Here is a 17877-nt window from a genome sequence, read left to right on the forward strand (position 1 = left end):
GGCAATCCAGGGAATGAATAGAAGTCAGAAGTTATTCGGTGTGAGTTTGCTGGCGTTGGTGGTCAGTGGATGTGCGGTCACCAGCGAGCCGATCGATCGCAGCGTCAGCGAACAGCGCGCCCGAACCGACCTGCAGAATATGTACAAGGACCAGGAGCCCCTCAGTGGTCCCCTGACCCTGCACCAGGCCATGGCCCGGGCAGTGAAGTACAACCTCGAAGGTCGCTTGAAGATCATGGAGGAAGCCCTGGCCAAGCGTCAGTTGGACCTGGCCAGTTTCGACATGCTGCCGCGCATGGCCCTGGACGCCGGTTATGTGGGGCGTAACAACGTCAATGCCTCCAGCAGCCAGAGTGTCGAAACCGGCACCCAGTCCCTGGAACCGTCGACCTCCCAGGACCGCGACCGCGAGGTGGCGGACCTGACCATGGTCTGGAACGTGCTTGATTTCGGCGTCAGCTACATCAGCGCCAAGCAGGCCGGGGACCAGCGCCTGATCGTGCAGGAGCGCCGGCGCAAGGTGATCAACACCATCGTCCAGGACGTGCGTTCGGCCTACTGGCGGGCCATGGCCGCCGAGCGCCTGCTCAAGCAGATCGACAGCCTGATGGCACGGGTCGAGACTGCGCGTGGCAACAGCCAGAGCATGAGCGAACAGCGCATAGGCGACCCGGTGCAAGCCTTGGGTTACCAGCGCTCGCTGATCCAGGCCACCCGCCAGCTCGAAGAGCAGCGCCGGGCGCTGTCCCTGGCCAAGACCGAACTGGCGACCTTGATCAACTTGCCCTTGGGCACCGAGCTGACCCTGGCGACCCAGGATGAATATGACATCCCGGAACTCAAGGTCGACCTGGCCCGTCTCGAACAGGAAGCCCTGGCCAGCCGTCCGGAACTGCGTGAGCAGGACTACCAGACCCGCATCACCGCCGCCGAAACCCGCAAAGCCATGCTGCGCCTGTTGCCGGGGCTGGAGTTTTCCGCTGGCGGGCATTACGACAGCAACTCGTTCCTGGTGGAGCAGGGCTGGGCCGACTATGGCGTGAAAGTCACCTGGAACCTGTTCAACGTGATCTCCGCTCCGGCGGCCATCGACGTAGCCAAGGCTGGTGAGGAAGTGGCATCGGCGCGGCGTCAGGCGATGTCGATTGCCGTGCTGGCACAGTTGTACGTGGCCAATGCCAACTATCGCGAAGCGCTGCGCCAGTTCAAGACCAGCCAGCAACTGTCGGACATCGACGGGCAGATTGTCGGTCAGTTGCGCAGCCGTCACCAGGCTGCCGGCATCGGCGAGCTGGATCTGATCCAGGGTGAACTGAACACCCTGCAGGCCGATCTGCGCCGAGACCTGGCTTACGCCGACCTGCGCAATGCCTACGGGCAGATCTTCGCCAGCGCCGGCCTCGATCCACTGCCAAACGAAGTGCAATCGACCAAAGTACAGTCGATCGCCACAGCGCTGGCCAATCGTGAAGCGGCCTGGGCCCAGGGCAATATCGAGGTGCCGACAGCCGCAGTCACTCAATAACGGGGCGCGAGCATGATGCGCCCGGCGTATTCCCGGTTGCCGGTGACGGTGGACCTGCCGGTGCTGTTGCAGGCGCTGGCAGCCATTGAAGACGAGCGTTGGCAGGGGCATTTCAACAGCGCCTTCTACAGTGGCGACTGGAGCGGCGTGGCGCTGATTTCGGCGGCCGATGCCTTGACCGAATTGTCTCCCGGGCGTGGTCAGCCTGTGACGCGCGCGCCCTGGTCAGACGATCGGCGTTGGCGCGAAGCGTTGCGTGATTGCTCCCTGGAGATCGTCTCGGCCCGGCTGCTGCGGCTCGGGCCAGGTGGGTGCATTCACGAGCATCGTGACTATGACCTGGGCGGGCCTAACGCTGACCTGCGCCTGCATATTCCGCTGCTCAGTCCGCCGCAAGTGGATTTCTGGCTGGATAACCTGCGTATTCCTATGGCCGCGGGTGAGTGCTGGTTTCTCGACTTGTCGCGACCTCATCGGGTCGATAACCGCAGTGCAGAATCCAGGATTCACCTGGTGCTCGATTGCCGCCCAGGGCCATGGTTGGAACAGCAGATCGCCGAGGGGCTGCACAGCACACCCGCCGCTGGTGTTGGGCAAAGCGATTTTGCCCGATTTCAGCGGTGCGTAGAGACCGACCCTGACCTCGCTCGGACTTTGCAGAGCCTGCATGACCTGGACGCTTTCGTTGAGTGCGCGCTGGCGCTGGGGGCCGAGCAAGGGCTTCATTTTACCCGGGAAGAATTGCGGGCTGCGATGCGCAACGGTCGCCAACGGTGGAGAGGCCAATGGAAAACCTGAATCTGCATGGTTGGCTGCCGATCCGCCTCTGGCAAGAAGCAGGGCAATGGCAGGTCGATTGGTGCTGGTTTGGCGACACGCCATTGTCGCAGCCTTTTTTTGGCGATGCCGTGGATGACGCTCTGCGCCTGCCCTTCAACCAGGCGTTTCGCCGCCAGACCTCCTTGGACGTTCTCAGTCAGTGGCAACAACAAAGCCCGGGCCTTGCGCCCGGTGCGTTCATTTTTCATGCCTCGCGTTGTGGCTCGACCCTGATCAGCCAGATGCTGGCGCAACTGGACGATCACATCGTCATCTCCGAGCCTCCGCCCCTGGATACGTTGCTGCGCTGCGATTTACCGCCTGCCGAGCGGTGCGTGGCACTCAAGGGTTTGATGTCGGCCTATGGGCAGCGCCGTCGAGGTGTGGAGCAACGCCTGGTGATCAAGCTGGACGCCTGGAACATCGGTGAGCTGCCACTGCTGCGTGAATGTTTTCCCGACACACCCTGGCTGTTCCTGTACCGCGACCCCTTGGAAATCGCCGTCTCTCATCTGCGTCGTCCGGGCATGCACATGGTGCCGGGGATGATTGGTGCGAGTGTGCTGGACGATGGGGCGCCTTTCAGCAACCAGGAAGATTTCATCGCCCGCCGGTTGGGGCGGCTGTTGCAGGTAGGGCTGGAACAATGCCGGGCTTATACCGGGCTGGCGGTCAATTACAACGAGCTGCCGGGGGCGATGGCCGGCAGGCTGGCAGCGTTCTTCGAGCTGGATGACGCGCAGCGCGGACGCGCGTTTGCGTCGGTGGGGCAGCATGCCAAGCAGCCGGAGCAGGTGTTTGCCAGTGACAGCGAGGGCAAGCGCCGGGAGGCTTCGGCGCTATTGCGTGGGCAGGTCATGCGGTGGGCGCAGGGGCCCTATGAAGCACTCGAAGCATTGCGCCGCAAAGACCCACCCTCAGGCCATCATCAATGCATCAAGACTTGTTGGGCGACAACTCCGCCATCCCCTTGAGCAATTCGATCGGCAACGGGAAAACGATGGTGGAGCTTTTATCCCCGGCAATCGCCCCCAGTGTCTGCATGTAGCGCAGTTGCATGGCACCCGGCTGGCGCCCGAGCATTTCAGCGGCTTGCATGAGTTTTTCCGAGGCCTGCAGCTCGCCTTCGGCATGGATCACCTTGGCCCGGCGCTCGCGCTCGGCCTCGGCTTGGCGGGCGATGGCGCGGATCATCGATTCGTTGAGGTCCACGTGCTTGATCTCGACGTTCGCCACTTTGATGCCCCAGGCATCGGTCTGGGCGTCGAGCACTTGCTGGATGTCGCTGTTCAATTGCTCGCGTTCGGCCAGCAACTGGTCCAGGTCATGCTTGCCGAGGACCGCGCGCAAGGTGGTCTGGGCCAGTTGACTGGTGGCCATGAGAAAGTTCTCGACCTGGATGATCGCCTTCTGCGGGTCGAGCACGCGGAAATACAGCACCGCGTTGACCTTTACCGAGACGTTGTCGCGGGTGATCACGTCTTGCGGCGGTACGTCGAGCACAATGGTGCGCAGGTCGACGCGGATCATCTGCTGCACCACCGGAATCAACAGGATCAGCCCCGGTCCCTTGACTTGCCAGAACCGGCCGAGCTGGAACACCACGGCACGTTCGTATTCACGCAGGATCCGAAACGTCGAAGCCGCCAGCGCGATCAATAGCAACAACAGCATCGTAAAACCGATTTGCATACCCATCTCAGACTCCTTGTGAGTCAGCCGGGGCCACTTCCAGCAGCAACCCCTTGCGGGCGATGACCCGCACCGCCTGCCCAGGCCGCAACGGCGTCGTGCTTGCCACCTGCCAGCGTTCGCCTTCCAACTGGACCCAGCCATGATGATTGTTCCCGCCCTGCAACGCGGTCACCGTCGTGATGTTGCCCAACAGCGCGGCATCGCCTGTGACGGGGCGGCGTGGTCGGGTTTTCAACGCGCGGATCAGCAGGACAATCAGCAGCAAGGCACTGACCAGCCCCAGGCCGATCATCAGGGGGACCGGTACATCGGCGTCGGTCAGGATGACCGAGCCGATCACGCACAAAATAATCCCGCCCAAACCGGCAACGCCGTAGTTGGGCAGCGCTGCCTCGGCGATCAGCAAAGCCACGCCCACGGCAATCAACCAGAACCCCACGGGGTTGGCCACCAGCAGTGCGAGGCCATCGGCTGCCAATGCTGGCCCGCTCATGGCCAGCAGCGCGATTATTAAGTAGTGAATGTTCACGGGACCTCCGCAACGCATTCGGCGTGATGTTATTCAAAGTCTAGTCGAGCCTAGGGTTGATTGAATTTTGATCAGTCTGACGGTCGCCAAGGGGCTAGACTGAGGGATGTACCCAGCCATCCGTCTTATGCTCAGGAGCCCCGCATGGAATCGCCGATCCACAGCCTGCCCGCGCTGTTCAAACAATTGGGCCTGTCTGACGACGCCGTTGATATCGACAAATTCATTGCCGCCCATTCACCCCTCAAGCCTGAACTTCACTTGGCTGATGCGTTTTTCTGGAGCGAAAGCCAGCAGCAGTTGCTGCGTGAAGAAATCCTCGAGGATGCGGATTGGGCGGAAGTGGTGGACCAGTTGGACGTATTGCTGAGGAAGGGACGTAGCGAGTGAGGCACGCACCATTTGGAAGGTGAACCAAAAACCACAGGTTTAATTGTTTATTCCATAATTGAATTAATAAATAGCTTCTTATTCCTTAAACAATATAACTCTCCTGCCTATACTCGTCCGGGAACAGACACGCAGGAGAGCAACCCATGCGCAACGAATCGATTCGCTACCTGATTGTGCCGGGCTGGCAAGGATCGCCGGAAAATCATTGGCAAACCCACTGGCAAAACAGCCTGCCCAACAGCGCCAGGGTCGAGCAGGCGGACTGGTTGACGCCCCGGCGCGAAGATTGGGTGGCGGCGCTGGCCGAAGCCATCGCTGTCGACAGTACGCCGGTGATCCTGATTGCCCATAGCCTGGGCTGCATCACGGTTGCCCATTGGGCCGCCACCGCGCCGGTGCAGTTTTTGCGGCAGGTCCGCGGGGCGTTGCTGGTGGCGCCGGCGGATGTCGAGCGGCCAGCCTGCGCCCCGGCGCTGCGCAATTTTGCGCCGATCCCCAGCGATCTGTTGCCGTTCCCAAGCCAAGTGGTGAGCTCCGACAACGACGCCGCCGTGAGCGCCCCGCGCGCCCTGGAGCTGGCGCGCAACTGGGGAGCCGAGGCCGGCATCCTGGCGGGGGCGGGGCATATCAACGTGAAGTCCGGTCACCAGCGTTGGGAGCAGGGTTTCGCTTACCTCTATCGTCTGCAAAATCGCATGGAGCATCACGCCTTGCGTCGCGCCTGAATTTTTAGCGCCCCCCGTCTCCCGGCGGTTTGGGGCGGGAGCCTGCCATGAGCTTGCATGAAACCTTCGGTCAGCCATTGCTGACCTTTCCCGATGCGGAAAAAAGCCCCCTGAGCATTCGCGCCAAGGCGCTGGTGTTCGTCGACCCTCGTTCGCGGCAGTTGCGCCAGGAGCTGGAGCAACTGGCGCCGCGCTCAGTCTCGGTGCTGATACGCGGCGAGACCGGTACTGGCAAGGAACTGCTTGCCCGGCACATCCATCGCGAAAGTGATCGCGCCGGGTTGTTTGTGTCGGTCAATTGCGGTGCCATCAGCCCGACCTATGCTGACGCCGAACTGTTCGGCTATGCCGCTGGCAGCTACAGCGGCTCGGCCAGTAGCCGGGCCGGTTGGTTCGGCTCGGCCAATGGCGGCACCCTTTATCTGGACGAGATCGGCGATTTGCCGCTACCGATCCAGATCAAACTGCTGGCGGCCCTGGAAAACCATGAAGTCACCCGCGTCGGCGCCCATCAGCCCAGCCCCGTGGATGTGCGGCTGGTAGCGGCCACCAGCATTGACCTGGGGCAAGCGGTAGCCGCCGGGAAATTCCACGAGCGGCTCTACCACTACCTCAGCGAAGGTCGACTCGAGCTGCCGGCCCTGCGCGAGCGCTCGGGCGATATTCTGTCTCTGGCCGAATACTTCCTGGGCATTTACACCCAGCGCCTCGGCCTGAGCGTGCCGCTGATCAGCGAGGCGGCACAGCACGCGCTCGAACAGCACAGCTGGCCGGGCAATACCCGTGAACTGGAAAACGTCATTCATTTCGCGTTGCTGGTGAGCACGGGGGAGGAGATTTTGCCGGAGCACCTGAACTTGCCGTCCCAGTCATCGGCCCTGGAATTGATCGACCGCCAGGTGGCGCAGGTCGTTGCACAAGGCACGGACGCCGAGCGCACAGCCCTCAAGGCGCTGCTCAATCAATTGAGCCAAACGCTGTAGAAGACACCGCAATTGTGGCGAGGGGATTTATCCCCGCTGGGCTGCGAAGCAGCCCCCTGAGCGATAAAACTCAATCTGCCTGACACACCGGGGGGCGGCATTCAGGGCCGCTTCGCGCTCCAATGGGATAAATCCTCTCGTCACAAAGCGCGGCTTTTTCTATATGAGTAAAATGAATATGAACTTGAATAAAAGGTATTGTTAAGGAATAAAAAATGTCGGTATCTTCCACTTCACGTCAGCGATAGCACTTCGCTGGCACTCCCACATTTGGCCGTCGTCCAAGACGACAGTGATTTTCGATAAGGACACTGCATGAAAAAGGTTCTGTTGTTCACCGCATTGGCGGCAGCCCTGGCTTCTGGCCTGGCCCAGGCGGCGGAGAAACTGGTCGTCGCGGCCACTCCGGTGCCCCACGCTGAAATCCTCGAGCTGATCAAGCCGGCCCTGGCCAAAGAAGGCGTGGACCTGCAGATCAAGGTCTTCACCGACTACGTCCAACCCAACGTGCAGGTTGACCAGAAGCGCCTGGATGCCAACTACTTCCAGACCCTGCCATACCTCAAGAGCTTCAACGAAGGTAAAGGCACTAACCTGGTGACCGTGATCGGTGTTCATGTCGAACCGTTCGGTGGTTACTCGAAGAAAGTCAAAAGCCTGGCCGAGCTCAAAGACGGCGCCACTATCGCCATCCCCAACGAAGGCAGTAACAGCGGTCGCGCGCTGATCCTGTTGCAGAAAGCTGGCCTGATCGAACTCAAGGACCCGAAAAACGCCTTGGCAACGCCGAAAGACATCGCCAAGAACCCGCACAACTTCAAGTTCAAGGAACTGGAGTCGGCCATGTTGCCGCGTGTGCTGGATCAGGTCGACCTGGACATGATCAACACCAACTATGCCCTGGAGGCGGGTCTTAACCCGGCCAAGGATGCGCTGGTGATCGAGGGGGCGGATTCGCCTTACGTCAACTTTCTGGTAGCCCGTCCGGACAACAAGGACAGCGACGCGATCCAGAAACTGGCCAAGGCTCTGACCAGCCCGGAAGTGAAGGCGTTCATCGAGAAGAAATACAGCGGCGCGGTACTGCCGGCGTTCTGATTTACGCAGTAAACCTTCTCACGGTTTCAAGCGCCGACGGCTGATACAGCGTCGGCGTTTTTTTGTGCCCGCATTTTAACTGTGGGAGCGAGCAAGCTCGCTCCCACACAGGGGCCGATCAAACCACCCTGGTCTTCAACGCCCTGCGCAACGCCACCAACAACTTCACGATGTCTTGCGGATCCAGTCGCTGCGGCACTTTTACGTCAGCCATGTTCTCTTCCTTGTGATGGTTTGGCCGGGAGTCTGGCCAAAAGCTGTGCGTCCTTGAAGGGGGATTTCGAAAAAAAGATCCGTCCTACGGCGAAAAGAAAAATAGTCGTCTTCTTTCCCCGCGGCAAATTCGAAGGATAGTTTTTTGCGTGATATCGATATGCTTTAACAGTATTTAAATTGCGCTTCTTATGCCTTTAAAGTCAGTTCCTGCCGAGTAGCTATCCGGTGCCCATGGACCGCACCACCGCCGCTTACCGAGCGGCGTCCAGGATGTTCAATGACTTTCGATTACGCTTTTATCCTCAGCACGCTCCCGGCATTTCTCAAGGCGGTGGGTGTGACGCTGCAGGTTGGCCTTATCGCCATCGCCAGCTCGCTGCTGGTGGCACTGCTCAACGCGACGATTCTGGTGTTTCGCACGCCTTACCTGCAACGCCTGGTCGGGCTCTACGTGGAGCTGGCGCGCAACACACCCCTGCTTATCCAGCTGTTCTTCGTTTACTTCGCGTTACCGGCCCTGGGTATCAAGGTCTCGGGATTTGCGGCAGCGATCATCACCATGACGTTCCTGGGCGGGGCTTATCTCACCGAAGTGCTGCGTGCCGGTGTGGACGCGGTGCCGGCGGCGCAACTGGAATCCGGTCGCTCCATCGGGCTGTCCCGCGGGCAGTTGTTGCGTTACGTGATCCTGCCGCAGGCCGGGATCCTCAGCCTGCCGTCGCTGTTCGCCAACTTCATTTTCTTGCTGAAGGAGACCACCGTGGTCTCGGCCGTGGCGGTGCCGGAGATTCTCTACACCACCAAAAGCTACATCGCGCTCTATTACAAGACCTACGAAATGCTCGCCGTGCTGACGCTGATATGCGTGCTGCTGTTTTTGCCGTTGTCGCTGCTGCTCAGCCGTCTGGAAAGGAGGCTCCAGCATGGCCAGTTCGGGTCTTGAATTGCTGTGGGTGTCGTTGCCGCAACTGGGCAAGGGCGCTGCGCACACCCTGTCTATTTCCTTGCTGAGCATCGCCATCAGCACCGTTGGCGGTGTGCTTTACGGCGTGTTGCGTACGTTGGGTGTGAAGTGGCTGGACGTTGTCCTGCGGGTCTACCTGGAGTTGTTCCGGGCGATTCCGGTGCTGGTCTGGTTGTATCTGCTGTTCTTCGGCCTGCCGATCTTTTTCGGCCTGAGTATTCCCAGCTTTTGGTGCGCTGTCCTGGTGTTGTCGCTGTGGGGCGCCAGTGAAGTCGGTGAAGTGGTGCGCGGCGCAGTGCATTCGTTGCCGCGCGGCCAGCGGGAGGCGGGTTTGTCGATTGGCCTGAGCGGTCCGCAACTCTACGGCCATGTACTGCTGCCGCAAGCGCTCAAACGCATGACGCCGCCAACCATCAACGTCTACACACGGATCATCAAGACCAGCTCCCTGGCCGTGCTGATTGGCGTGGTGGATGTGATCAAGGTCGGCCAGCAGATCATCGAGCGTACCTACGAATCCGTGCTGATCTACGGCGCGCTGTTCCTGTTTTTCTTTTTCATCTGCTACCCGCTCTCGGCCGCCTCGCGCGTGCTGGAGCGGCGCTGGACGCAAGCATGAGCGCATTGATCGAGTTCAAGGGTTTCAACAAGTTTTTCGGTGAACAGCAGGTGCTGGACGGCATCGACCTGCACGTGCAGCCAGGTGAAGTGATCGTCATCCTCGGCCCCAGCGGTTGTGGCAAAAGTACCTTGCTGCGCTGCCTCAATGGGCTGGAAGTGGCCCATAGCGGCAGCCTGACATTCGCCGGTCGCGAGTTGCTGGACAAAGGCACCGACTGGCGCGAAGTGCGACAGCGGATCGGCATGGTGTTCCAGAGCTACCACTTGTTCCCGCACATGAGCGTGCTCGATAACCTGCTGCTCGGCCCGGTCAAAGTGCAAAAACGCGAGCGCCGCGAAGCGCGCGACCAGGCCGAAGCCTTGCTGGCGCGGGTGGGCCTGCTGGACAAGCGCGATGCCTTTCCACGCCAGCTCTCTGGCGGCCAGCAGCAACGCATCGCCATCGTTCGCTCACTGTGCATGAACCCCAAGGTCATGTTGTTCGATGAAGTCACCGCCGCCCTCGACCCGGAAATGGTCAAGGAAGTGCTGGAGGTTATCCAGGGCTTGGCCCGCGAAGGCATGACGCTGTTGATCGTCACCCACGAAATGGCCTTCGCCCGAGCCGTGGCTGACCGCATTGTGTTCATGGATGGCGGGCGAATCCTTGAACAAAACCCTCCCGAGATGTTCTTTACGAACCCGCAGACCGCACGAGCGCAGCAGTTCCTGGAGAAGTTCTCCTACGTCGCCGCACTACCCAAAACGACTCAAACAAAGGAACTGGAACTGTCATGAAAACTGCCAAGTCTTCTCTGCTGCTACTGCCGCTGCTCGGTCTCGCACTGCTGGCCGGCTGCAATAAAACCGAAGAACCGCCAAAGCCAAAAACCGCCAGCGAAAGCACCGCGCCGGCCGGCTACCTGGACAAGATCAAGGCGCGGGACAAGTTGATCGTCGGGGTTTTCACCGACAAGCCACCGTTTGGCTTCGTCGATGAGGCGGGACGCTATGTCGGCTTCGATACCGACATTGGCCGGCGATTCGCCAAGGACCTGCTCGGCGATGAGAACAAGGTCGAGTTCGTCGCGGTCGAGCCGGCGAGCCGGATTCCATTCCTGCAAAGTGACAAGGTCGACCTGATCCTGGCCAACATGACCGTGACTCCGGAGCGCAAGGAAGCGGTGGAGTTCACCAACCCTAATCTGAAAGTCGCCGTGCAGGCGCTGGTGCCGCAAGCCAGCACCGTGAAAAGCCTTGATGACCTGGCGACCCGCACCACCATCGTCACCACCGGCACCACGGCGGATATCTGGCTGACCAAGAATCATCCGGACTGGAAACTGCTCAAGTTCGAGAAGAACTCCGAGTCCCTGCAAGCACTGGCCAACGGTCGTGGCGATGCCTATGCCCAGGACAATCTGGTGCTGTTCAGCTGGGCCAAGCAGAACCCCGGCTATCGCGTGCTAGCGCAGACACTGGGCGCCGAAGCGCCGATTGCACCGGCGGTGAAGAAAGGCAATGTCGAGCTGCGTGATTGGGTCAACGCCGAGTTGGCGAAGCTGGGTGAAGAGAAATACCTGCTCAAGCTGTACGACCAGTACGTGCGCAAGGAATTGAGCGATGACACCAAGCCTGAGAGTGTGATTGTCGAGGGTGGTAAGTGGCAGGGGTGATGGGTTGATCTTTTGATCGCCATCGCGAGCTAGATCGCTCCCACATTAGACCGGTTCACTGTGGGAGCGAGCTTGCTCGCGATTCGGTTGATCAGGCGCCGCTCAATCCGGCCAATGCCAAGCCGGCTCATCCAACGCTCGCTGTCCGACGATTCCGGTCTGCCCAAGCTCCTTTTCCAGCACGATGCAATTGCAGTCCTCATCTTGTTCCAGGGCGGCGATCAGGCGCGTGGCATGGGACACCACCCAGACCTGGCAATTGGTCGAAGCGCGGATGATCAGCCGCGCCAAGGCGGGCAACAGGTCCGGGTGCAGGCTGGTTTCCGGTTCGTTGAGCACCATCAACGAGGGTGGACGCGGGGTAAGCAGGGCTGCCACCAGCAACAGATAGCGCAGGGTTCCGTCGGACAGTTCGGCGGCGGACAGCGGCCGCAGCAAGCCGTGCTGTTGGAACGCGATGGCGAAACGTCCGCCTTGCAGTTTCTCTATGCGCAGGTGAGCACCGGGGAACGCGTCGCCAATGGCGGCATGCAAGGCCTCGACGTCACCGATTTCAAGGATGGTCTGCAGCGCGGCAGCCAGGTCGCGTCCGTCGTGGTGCAGCACCGGCGTGCGGGTGCCCAGTTGCGGTTGGCGCACCGGGGCGTCGGCATCGCTGCGGAAATGGTCGTAGAAGCGCCAGCGACGAATGAACTCGCGCATCTGCAGGACCTCCGGCGAAGTGCGCAGGCTGCCGACCTGATCGAACAGGCTGTCGAAGGTCGGCGTGTGCTGGGCCAGCACATCCCATGAACGGCCTTCGCGGGCACGGATCATCGGCCCATTGCGATCCACCAGCAGGCTGGCTGGCCGAAACACCGGACCGGCCCAGATGCATTCGCGCTTGATTTCCGGGTCCAGTGAAAACGCGGAAAGACTGGGTTCCGGCAGGCCCAAGGCAATTGAATAGCTGAAGTCTTCACCGGCGAATCCCAGACGCAGGCGCTTGGTGCCCTGGCGCACAACTGCCTGGACCGGCACCTCGCCGTTGCGCATGCGTCGGCTGATTTCCTCCGGCCCGGCCCAGAAAGTCGAGTCCAGTCCGCCTTCGCGGGCCAGGGCGTTGACCACTCCACCCTGGGCCGTCTCGGCCAACAGACGCAGGGCGCGATACAGATTGGACTTGCCGCTGCCGTTGGGGCCGGTGATCAGGTTCAGCCGGGCCAGGGGGATGACCAGTTTGTTGATCGAGCGGTAATTGGCCACCGCCAGGGTCTTGAGCATGGGCAGGCTCCTACGGGGAGGCGATCAGTTTGCCTGATCTGCTGCGTCCATTGTATTCGTTGAACCCTGTTCTAAGCTCACAGTCGTATCGTCACTGGTACGCCCGTACAACGCAAAGGAGTCTGCATGGCTGGTCCCCGAATCAAACTGGTAGTTGGCCTGGGCCTCTGCGCACTACTGACCGGATGCGGTGATGAAAAGCCTGCGGAAAAAGCCCTGCCACGGGTCTTCGTGCAGCAAGCCGTGCCCTCCGAGTATGCGGCTTCGGTGACCCTGACCGGCGATGTCCAGGCTCGTGTGCAAACCGATCTGTCGTTTCGCGTGGGCGGCAAGATCATCGAGCGTAAGGTGGATGTCGGTGACCGGGTCTCGGCGAGGCAAGTGTTGGCGCGGCTTGACCCCCGGGACTTGCAGACCAGCGTCGACTCCGCCGAGGCCCAGGTGGCCGCCGAGCAGGCGCGGGTCAAGCAGAGCGCGGCGGCTTTCGTGCGTCAGCAGAAGCTCTTGCCCAAGGGTTACACCAGCCAGAGCGAATACGACGCGGCCCAGGCGCAACTGCGCAGCAGCCAGAGCGCATTGAGCGCTGCCCAGGCCCAACTGGCCAACGCCCGTGAACAACTGAGCTACACGGCGCTGATCGCCGAGGCGCCGGGGATCGTCACGGCGCGCCAGGCGGAAGTCGGCCAGGTGGTACAGGCGACAGAGCCGATCTTCAGCCTGGCCCGGGACGGCGAGCGCGACGCGGTGTTCAACATCTACGAATCCTTGCTGCACGAACCACCGTCGGATCCCTCCATCGTCATCAGCTTGCTGGACAACCCGGCCATCAAGACCACCGGTACGGTGCGCGAGATCACCCCGGCGGTGTCCGCCGACACGGGTACGGTGCAGGTCAAGGTCACCCTCGACGATTTACCCGAAGGTATGCACCTGGGGTCGGTAGTCAGCGCGACCGCCAAGTCCGCCGCCAAGACCGCGGTGCAATTGCCTTGGTCGGCGCTGACCAAGAACCTCAGCGACCCGGCCGTGTGGCTGGTGGACGGCGAGGGCAAGGCGCAACTGCAAACGGTGACGGTTGGCCGATACCTGACCGGCAAGGTCATCATCAGCGACGGTCTCAAGGGCGGTGAGAAAGTGGTCACTGCCGGCGGGCAATTGCTACACCCCGGCGTGCGCGTCGAGATTGCTGAAAATACCCATGAGCCATCCCCGACAGGAGCCCAGCCATGAAGCGTTGGTGGATGGTCTCGGCCGCCCTGTTGCTGGCAGCCTGTTCGAAGGAAGAAGCGCCCCCTGCGCCGGTGCGTCCGGTGTTGTCCATCGAGGTCCAGTCGCTCGACCAACAGGCCCTCGGGCGGTTCGCCGGGAACATCCAGGCCCGTTACGAGAGCAACGTGGGATTTCGCGTGCCGGGGCGGATCGCCCGCCGCTACGTCGATGTCGGTGCCGAGGTGAAGAAGGGCGACCTGCTCGCCACCCTCGACCCCACCGATCAGCAGAACCAGTTGCGCGCGGCCCAGAGTGATCTGGCGCGGATCGAGGCGCAGTACATCAACGCCCAGGCCAATGCCCGTCGACAACAGCAGTTGTTTGACCGTGGCGTTGGTGCCCAGGCGCAATTGGACATCGCCCAGACGGACCTGAAAACCACCGGGGCGTCCCTCGAACAGGCCCGTGCCTCGATGGAACAGGCTCGCGATCAGCTCAATTACAGCGAACTGCGCACCGATCACGACGCGGTCGTCACGGCCTGGAGTGCCGAAGCCGGGCAGGTGGTCACTGCCGGCCAGCAAGTTGTCACCCTGGCCCGTCCCGACATCAAGGAAGCGGTGATCGACCTGCCGGCCGGCCTGGCCGAGCGCCTGCCCGAGGACGTGGTGTTCGAGGTCGCCGCGCAATTGGACCCGAGCATCCACACCACCGCCTCCCTGCGCGAGATCGAACCCCAGGCGCAGAGCGCCACCCGCACCCGCCGCGCGCGGCTGACGTTGAACGACACCCCGCCAGGTTTTCGCCTGGGCACGGCCATCAGCGTCACCCTGAGCTCGACCATCGAGCCGCGCATCGAGCTGCCGCTCAGCGCGCTGCAAGAGGTAAACGGCAAGGCGCGGATCTGGCTGATCGACCCGCAGAGCCAGACGGTATCTCCCCACGACGTGCGGATTCTCGAACGCTCGGCCGATTCGGTGCTGGTGGCCAACGGTATCAAGGCCGGCGACCGGGTGGTCAGCGCCGGCGTGAACAGTCTTCAGCCAGGACAGAAAGTGAAACTCGACGAGGACGCACGATGAAAGGGCCTTTCAATTTATCCGAATGGGCCCTGCGGCATCAGTCGTTCGTCTGGTACCTGATGTTCGTCGCGTTGTTGATGGGCGTATTTTCGTACATGAACCTGGGTCGCGAAGAAGACCCGTCGTTCACCATCAAAACCATGATCATCCAAACCCGCTGGCCGGGCGCGACCCAGGAAGAAACCCTCAAGCAGGTGACAGATCGCATCGAGAAAAAACTCGAAGAGCTCGATTCCCTCGACTACGTGAAAAGCTACACCCGACCGGGGGAATCGACGGTGTTCGTGTACCTGCTCGATACCACCGGCGCCAAGGAAATTCCCGAGATCTGGTACCAGGTACGCAAGAAGATCGACGACATTCGCGGCGACTTCCCCCAAGGCCTGCAAGGGCCGGGCTTCAACGACGAGTTCGGTGATGTGTACGGTTCGGTCTACGCCTTCACCGGCGACGGCCTGTCGATGCGCCAGTTGCGCGATTACGTGGAGCAGGTGCGCGCCGAGATCCGCGAAGTGCCCGGGTTGGGCAAGGTGGAAATGATCGGCGAGCAGGATGAAGTGCTGTACCTGAACTTCTCCACGCGCAAACTCGCCGCCCTGGGCATCGACCAGCGCCAAGTGGTGCAGAGCCTGCAGTCGCAGAATGCCGTGACGCCGGCTGGGGTGATCGACGCCGGGCCGGAGCGGATTTCCGTGCGTACGTCCGGGCAGTTCCAATCGGAAAAGGACCTGGCCAACGTCAATCTGCGACTCAACGATCGCTTCTATCGATTGGCCGACATCGCGGATATCAGCCGCGGTTACGTTGATCCCGCGACACCGATGTTCCGCTTCAATGGCACGCCGGCCATTGGCCTTGCCATCGCGATGAAGAAGGGCGGCAACATCCAGGATTTCGGCAAGGCGCTGCATACGCGCATGAACGAATTGACCGCCGACCTGCCGGTGGGGGTCGGCGTGCACACCGTGTCGGACCAGGCCGAAGTGGTGGAGGAGGCGGTCGGCGGCTTCACCAGCGCGTTGTTCGAGGCGGTGATCATCGTCCTGGTGGTGAGCTTCATCAGCCTAGGCATACGGGCTGGACTGGTGGTGGCCTGTTCGATTCCGCTGGTGCTGGCGATGGTCTTTTTGTTCATGGAGTACAGCGGCATCACTATGCAGCGGATCTCCCTCGGCGCCCTGATCATTGCCCTAGGCCTGCTGGTGGACGACGCAATGATCACCGTGGAGATGATGGTCACACGCCTGGAAAAAGGCGAAACCAAGGAGCAGGCCGCGACCTTTGCCTATACCTCGACGGCGTTCCCGATGCTCACCGGGACCCTGGTGACCGTGGCCGGTTTCGTGCCCATAGGCCTGAACGCCAGTTCCGCCGGCGAGTACACCTTTACTCTTTTTGCGGTGATCGCGGTGGCGATGCTGGTGTCGTGGATCGTCGCTGTATTGTTCGCCCCAGTGATCGGCGTGCACATCCTCAGCACCAACGTGAAACCTCACAGCGCCGAGCCGGGGCGCATTGGTCGGGCCTTCAACGGTGGCCTGCTGTGGGCGATGCGCAATCGCTGGTGGGCCATTGGCATCACTGTGCTGCTGTTCGTGCTGGCGGTGTTTTCCATGCGTTTTGTACAGAACCAGTTCTTCCCGTCCTCGGATCGGCCGGAAATCCTGGTGGACCTCAACCTGCCGCAAAACGCCTCGATGGATGAGACCCGCAAAGCCGTCGACCGCCTGGAAGCCACGCTCAAGGGTGACCCGGACATCGAGCGCTGGAGCACCTACATCGGCGAAGGCGCGATTCGTTTCTACCTGCCGCTGGACCAGCAACTGCAGAACCCGTACTACGCGCAACTGGTGATCGTCAGCAAAGGCCTGGAGTCACGCACGGCCCTCACCGAACGCCTGCAAAAGCGTCTGCGTGAAGACTTCGTCGGCATTGGCAGCTACGTGCAGGCCTTGGAAATGGGCCCGCCGGTGGGCCGGCCGATCCAGTACCGGGTCAGCGGCAAGGACGTCGACCAGGTGCGCAAGCACGCCATCGAACTGGCTACCGAGCTGGACAAGAACTCGCACATCGGCGAGATCATTTACGACTGGAACGAGCCGGGCAAGGTCCTGCGTATCGACATCGCCCAGGACAAGGCGCGGCAATTGGGCTTGTCGTCGGATGATGTGGCCAAGCTGATGAACAGCATTGTCAGTGGTTCGCCGGTGACCCAGGTCAACGACGATATTTACCTGATCGATGTGATTGGCCGCGCTGAAGATGCCGAGCGCGGTTCGCCGGAAACCCTGCAGAACCTGCAGATCGTCACCCCGAGTGGCACCTCGATTCCGCTGCTGGCGTTCGCCACCGTGCGCTATGAGCTGGAGCAGCCGCTGGTATGGCGCCGCGACCGCAAACCGACCATTACTATCAAGGCGGCGGTGCGCGACGAGATCCAACCCACGGACCTGGTGAAGCAGCTGCAACCGGACATCGACAAATTCGCCGCCGGCCTGCCGGTTGGCTACAAGGTCGCCACCGGCGGTACGGTGGAAGAGAGCAGCAAGGCCCAGGGGCCGATCGCCAGTGTGGTGCCGCTGATGCTGTTCTTGATGGCGACCTTCCTGATGATCCAGCTGCACAGCGTGCAGAAGCTGTTCCTGGTGGCCAGCGTCGCCCCTCTCGGTTTGATCGGCGTGGTATTGGCGCTGGTACCGACGGGCACGCCCATGGGCTTCGTGGCGATCCTTGGGATTCTCGCGTTGATCGGCATCATCATCCGCAACTCGGTGATCCTGGTGACCCAGATCGATGAGTATGAACGGGACGGCTACGAACCCTGGGATGCCGTGGTGGAAGCGACCCAGCATCGGCGTCGGCCGATCCTGCTCACCGCAGCCGCGGCGAGCCTGGGGATGATCCCGATTGCGCGGGAAGTGTTCTGGGGGCCGATGGCCTACGCGATGATCGGTGGGATCATCATCGCCACCCTGCTGACGTTGCTGTTCCTGCCGGCGCTGTATGTGGCCTGGTACAAGATTCGCGAGCCGAAACGCGATTGAAGGGCCGAAGTTTAGCCCTGTGGCGAGGGCGCTTGCTCCCGCTGGGCGCGAAGCGC

17 protein-coding genes are annotated in these 17877 nt (G+C 61.4%); 14 read left to right on the forward strand and 3 right to left on the reverse strand.

Annotation, left to right across the window (positions count from 1 at the left end; translation table 11 throughout):
• Positions 1-13: 13 nt before the first annotated feature.
• Genes J9870_RS00970 through J9870_RS00980 form a run of 3 tightly spaced genes read left to right on the forward strand, consistent with a single transcriptional unit; the run spans position 14 to position 3318 of the window.
• On the forward strand, positions 14-1525 hold the full coding sequence (locus J9870_RS00970; protein WP_210642304.1) for a TolC family protein: 1512 nt from the start codon (positions 14-16) through the stop codon (positions 1523-1525).
• Between the two features lie 12 nt (positions 1526-1537).
• The gene (locus J9870_RS00975) at positions 1538-2323 is read left to right on the forward strand and encodes an aspartyl/asparaginyl beta-hydroxylase domain-containing protein (RefSeq protein WP_210642305.1); all 786 of its coding nucleotides are present in this window, start codon (positions 1538-1540) and stop codon (positions 2321-2323) included.
• Positions 2311-3318, forward strand: coding sequence for a sulfotransferase family protein (locus J9870_RS00980; protein WP_246883069.1), 1008 nt, complete (start codon positions 2311-2313; stop codon positions 3316-3318). Before J9870_RS00975 ends, J9870_RS00980 begins: the two co-directional genes overlap by 13 nt.
• Here J9870_RS00980 and J9870_RS00985 read toward each other — a convergent pair.
• Both J9870_RS00985 and J9870_RS00990 read right to left on the reverse strand, forming a co-directional pair.
• Positions 3281-4042, reverse strand: a complete 762-nt coding sequence (locus tag J9870_RS00985; protein ID WP_210642306.1) for a slipin family protein — start codon at positions 4040-4042, stop codon at positions 3281-3283. The two genes, J9870_RS00980 and J9870_RS00985, sit on opposite strands and share 38 nt — an antisense overlap.
• 1 nt (position 4043) lies before the next feature.
• Positions 4044-4568, reverse strand: a complete 525-nt coding sequence (locus tag J9870_RS00990; protein ID WP_210642307.1) for an NfeD family protein — start codon at positions 4566-4568, stop codon at positions 4044-4046.
• Positions 4569-4712: 144 nt separating this feature from the next.
• On the opposite strand from J9870_RS00990, the gene J9870_RS00995 reads away from it, so the two are divergent.
• From J9870_RS00995 to J9870_RS01030, 8 genes are all read left to right on the forward strand, one after another.
• Positions 4713-4958: a DUF2789 domain-containing protein gene (locus J9870_RS00995; RefSeq protein WP_210642308.1), complete on the forward strand. Its 246-nt coding sequence runs from the start codon at positions 4713-4715 to the stop codon at positions 4956-4958.
• Positions 4959-5104: 146 nt separating this feature from the next.
• Positions 5105-5686 (forward strand): alpha/beta hydrolase, encoded by a 582-nt coding sequence (locus J9870_RS01000; protein WP_210642309.1) that lies wholly within the window; start codon positions 5105-5107, stop codon positions 5684-5686.
• Between the two features lie 47 nt (positions 5687-5733).
• Positions 5734-6669 (forward strand): sigma 54-interacting transcriptional regulator, encoded by a 936-nt coding sequence (locus J9870_RS01005; RefSeq protein ID WP_210642310.1) that lies wholly within the window; start codon positions 5734-5736, stop codon positions 6667-6669.
• A gap of 315 nt (positions 6670-6984) precedes the next feature.
• The gene (locus J9870_RS01010) at positions 6985-7767 is read left to right on the forward strand and encodes a MetQ/NlpA family ABC transporter substrate-binding protein (RefSeq protein ID WP_210642311.1); all 783 of its coding nucleotides are present in this window, start codon (positions 6985-6987) and stop codon (positions 7765-7767) included.
• A gap of 493 nt (positions 7768-8260) precedes the next feature.
• Positions 8261-8926, forward strand: a complete 666-nt coding sequence (locus tag J9870_RS01015) for an amino acid ABC transporter permease (protein ID WP_210642312.1) — start codon at positions 8261-8263, stop codon at positions 8924-8926.
• A complete protein-coding gene (locus tag J9870_RS01020; RefSeq protein ID WP_210642313.1) occupies positions 8907-9566 on the forward strand; it encodes an amino acid ABC transporter permease in 660 nt (219 codons plus the stop codon). Before J9870_RS01015 ends, J9870_RS01020 begins: the two co-directional genes overlap by 20 nt.
• Positions 9563-10345 (forward strand): amino acid ABC transporter ATP-binding protein, encoded by a 783-nt coding sequence (locus J9870_RS01025; protein WP_210642314.1) that lies wholly within the window; start codon positions 9563-9565, stop codon positions 10343-10345. The genes J9870_RS01020 and J9870_RS01025 overlap by 4 nt, the downstream gene beginning before the upstream one ends.
• Complete coding sequence (locus J9870_RS01030) at positions 10342-11223, forward strand: transporter substrate-binding domain-containing protein (protein ID WP_210642315.1); 882 nt, start codon at positions 10342-10344, stop codon at positions 11221-11223. Before J9870_RS01025 ends, J9870_RS01030 begins: the two co-directional genes overlap by 4 nt.
• Positions 11224-11325: 102 nt before the next feature.
• On the opposite strand, the gene J9870_RS01035 is transcribed toward J9870_RS01030, so the two are convergent.
• Positions 11326-12486, reverse strand: a complete 1161-nt coding sequence (locus tag J9870_RS01035; RefSeq protein ID WP_210642316.1) for an AAA family ATPase — start codon at positions 12484-12486, stop codon at positions 11326-11328.
• A gap of 126 nt (positions 12487-12612) precedes the next feature.
• On the opposite strand from J9870_RS01035, the gene J9870_RS01040 reads away from it, so the two are divergent.
• Genes J9870_RS01040 through J9870_RS01050 form a run of 3 tightly spaced genes read left to right on the forward strand, consistent with a single transcriptional unit; the run spans position 12613 to position 17821 of the window.
• Positions 12613-13716, forward strand: coding sequence for an efflux RND transporter periplasmic adaptor subunit (locus J9870_RS01040; protein WP_210642317.1), 1104 nt, complete (start codon positions 12613-12615; stop codon positions 13714-13716).
• On the forward strand, positions 13713-14777 hold the full coding sequence (locus J9870_RS01045; protein WP_210642318.1) for an efflux RND transporter periplasmic adaptor subunit: 1065 nt from the start codon (positions 13713-13715) through the stop codon (positions 14775-14777). The genes J9870_RS01040 and J9870_RS01045 overlap by 4 nt, the downstream gene beginning before the upstream one ends.
• A complete protein-coding gene (locus J9870_RS01050; RefSeq protein ID WP_210642319.1) occupies positions 14774-17821 on the forward strand; it encodes an efflux RND transporter permease subunit in 3048 nt (1015 codons plus the stop codon). Before J9870_RS01045 ends, J9870_RS01050 begins: the two co-directional genes overlap by 4 nt.
• The last annotated feature ends 56 nt before the right edge of the window (positions 17822-17877 follow it).

The sequence above is a fragment of the Pseudomonas sp. Tri1 genome (assembly GCF_017968885.1).
GTDB lineage: Bacteria > Pseudomonadota > Gammaproteobacteria > Pseudomonadales > Pseudomonadaceae > Aquipseudomonas.

Coding starts and splice junctions, on each gene's coding strand:
- J9870_RS00970 (WP_210642304.1), top strand. CDS start 14: ATGAATAGAAGTCAGAAGTTATTCGGTGTGAGTTTGCTGGCGTTGGTG.
- J9870_RS00975 (WP_210642305.1), top strand. CDS start 1,538: ATGATGCGCCCGGCGTATTCCCGGTTGCCGGTGACGGTGGACCTGCCG.
- J9870_RS00980 (WP_246883069.1), top strand. CDS start 2,311: ATGGAAAACCTGAATCTGCATGGTTGGCTGCCGATCCGCCTCTGGCAA.
- J9870_RS00985 (WP_210642306.1), bottom strand. CDS start 4,042: ATGGGTATGCAAATCGGTTTTACGATGCTGTTGTTGCTATTGATCGCG.
- J9870_RS00995 (WP_210642308.1), top strand. CDS start 4,713: ATGGAATCGCCGATCCACAGCCTGCCCGCGCTGTTCAAACAATTGGGC.
- J9870_RS01000 (WP_210642309.1), top strand. CDS start 5,105: ATGCGCAACGAATCGATTCGCTACCTGATTGTGCCGGGCTGGCAAGGA.
- J9870_RS01005 (WP_210642310.1), top strand. CDS start 5,734: ATGAGCTTGCATGAAACCTTCGGTCAGCCATTGCTGACCTTTCCCGAT.
- J9870_RS01010 (WP_210642311.1), top strand. CDS start 6,985: ATGAAAAAGGTTCTGTTGTTCACCGCATTGGCGGCAGCCCTGGCTTCT.
- J9870_RS01015 (WP_210642312.1), top strand. CDS start 8,261: ATGACTTTCGATTACGCTTTTATCCTCAGCACGCTCCCGGCATTTCTC.
- J9870_RS01020 (WP_210642313.1), top strand. CDS start 8,907: ATGGCCAGTTCGGGTCTTGAATTGCTGTGGGTGTCGTTGCCGCAACTG.
- J9870_RS01025 (WP_210642314.1), top strand. CDS start 9,563: ATGAGCGCATTGATCGAGTTCAAGGGTTTCAACAAGTTTTTCGGTGAA.
- J9870_RS01030 (WP_210642315.1), top strand. CDS start 10,342: ATGAAAACTGCCAAGTCTTCTCTGCTGCTACTGCCGCTGCTCGGTCTC.
- J9870_RS01035 (WP_210642316.1), bottom strand. CDS start 12,486: ATGCTCAAGACCCTGGCGGTGGCCAATTACCGCTCGATCAACAAACTG.
- J9870_RS01040 (WP_210642317.1), top strand. CDS start 12,613: ATGGCTGGTCCCCGAATCAAACTGGTAGTTGGCCTGGGCCTCTGCGCA.
- J9870_RS01045 (WP_210642318.1), top strand. CDS start 13,713: ATGAAGCGTTGGTGGATGGTCTCGGCCGCCCTGTTGCTGGCAGCCTGT.
- J9870_RS01050 (WP_210642319.1), top strand. CDS start 14,774: ATGAAAGGGCCTTTCAATTTATCCGAATGGGCCCTGCGGCATCAGTCG.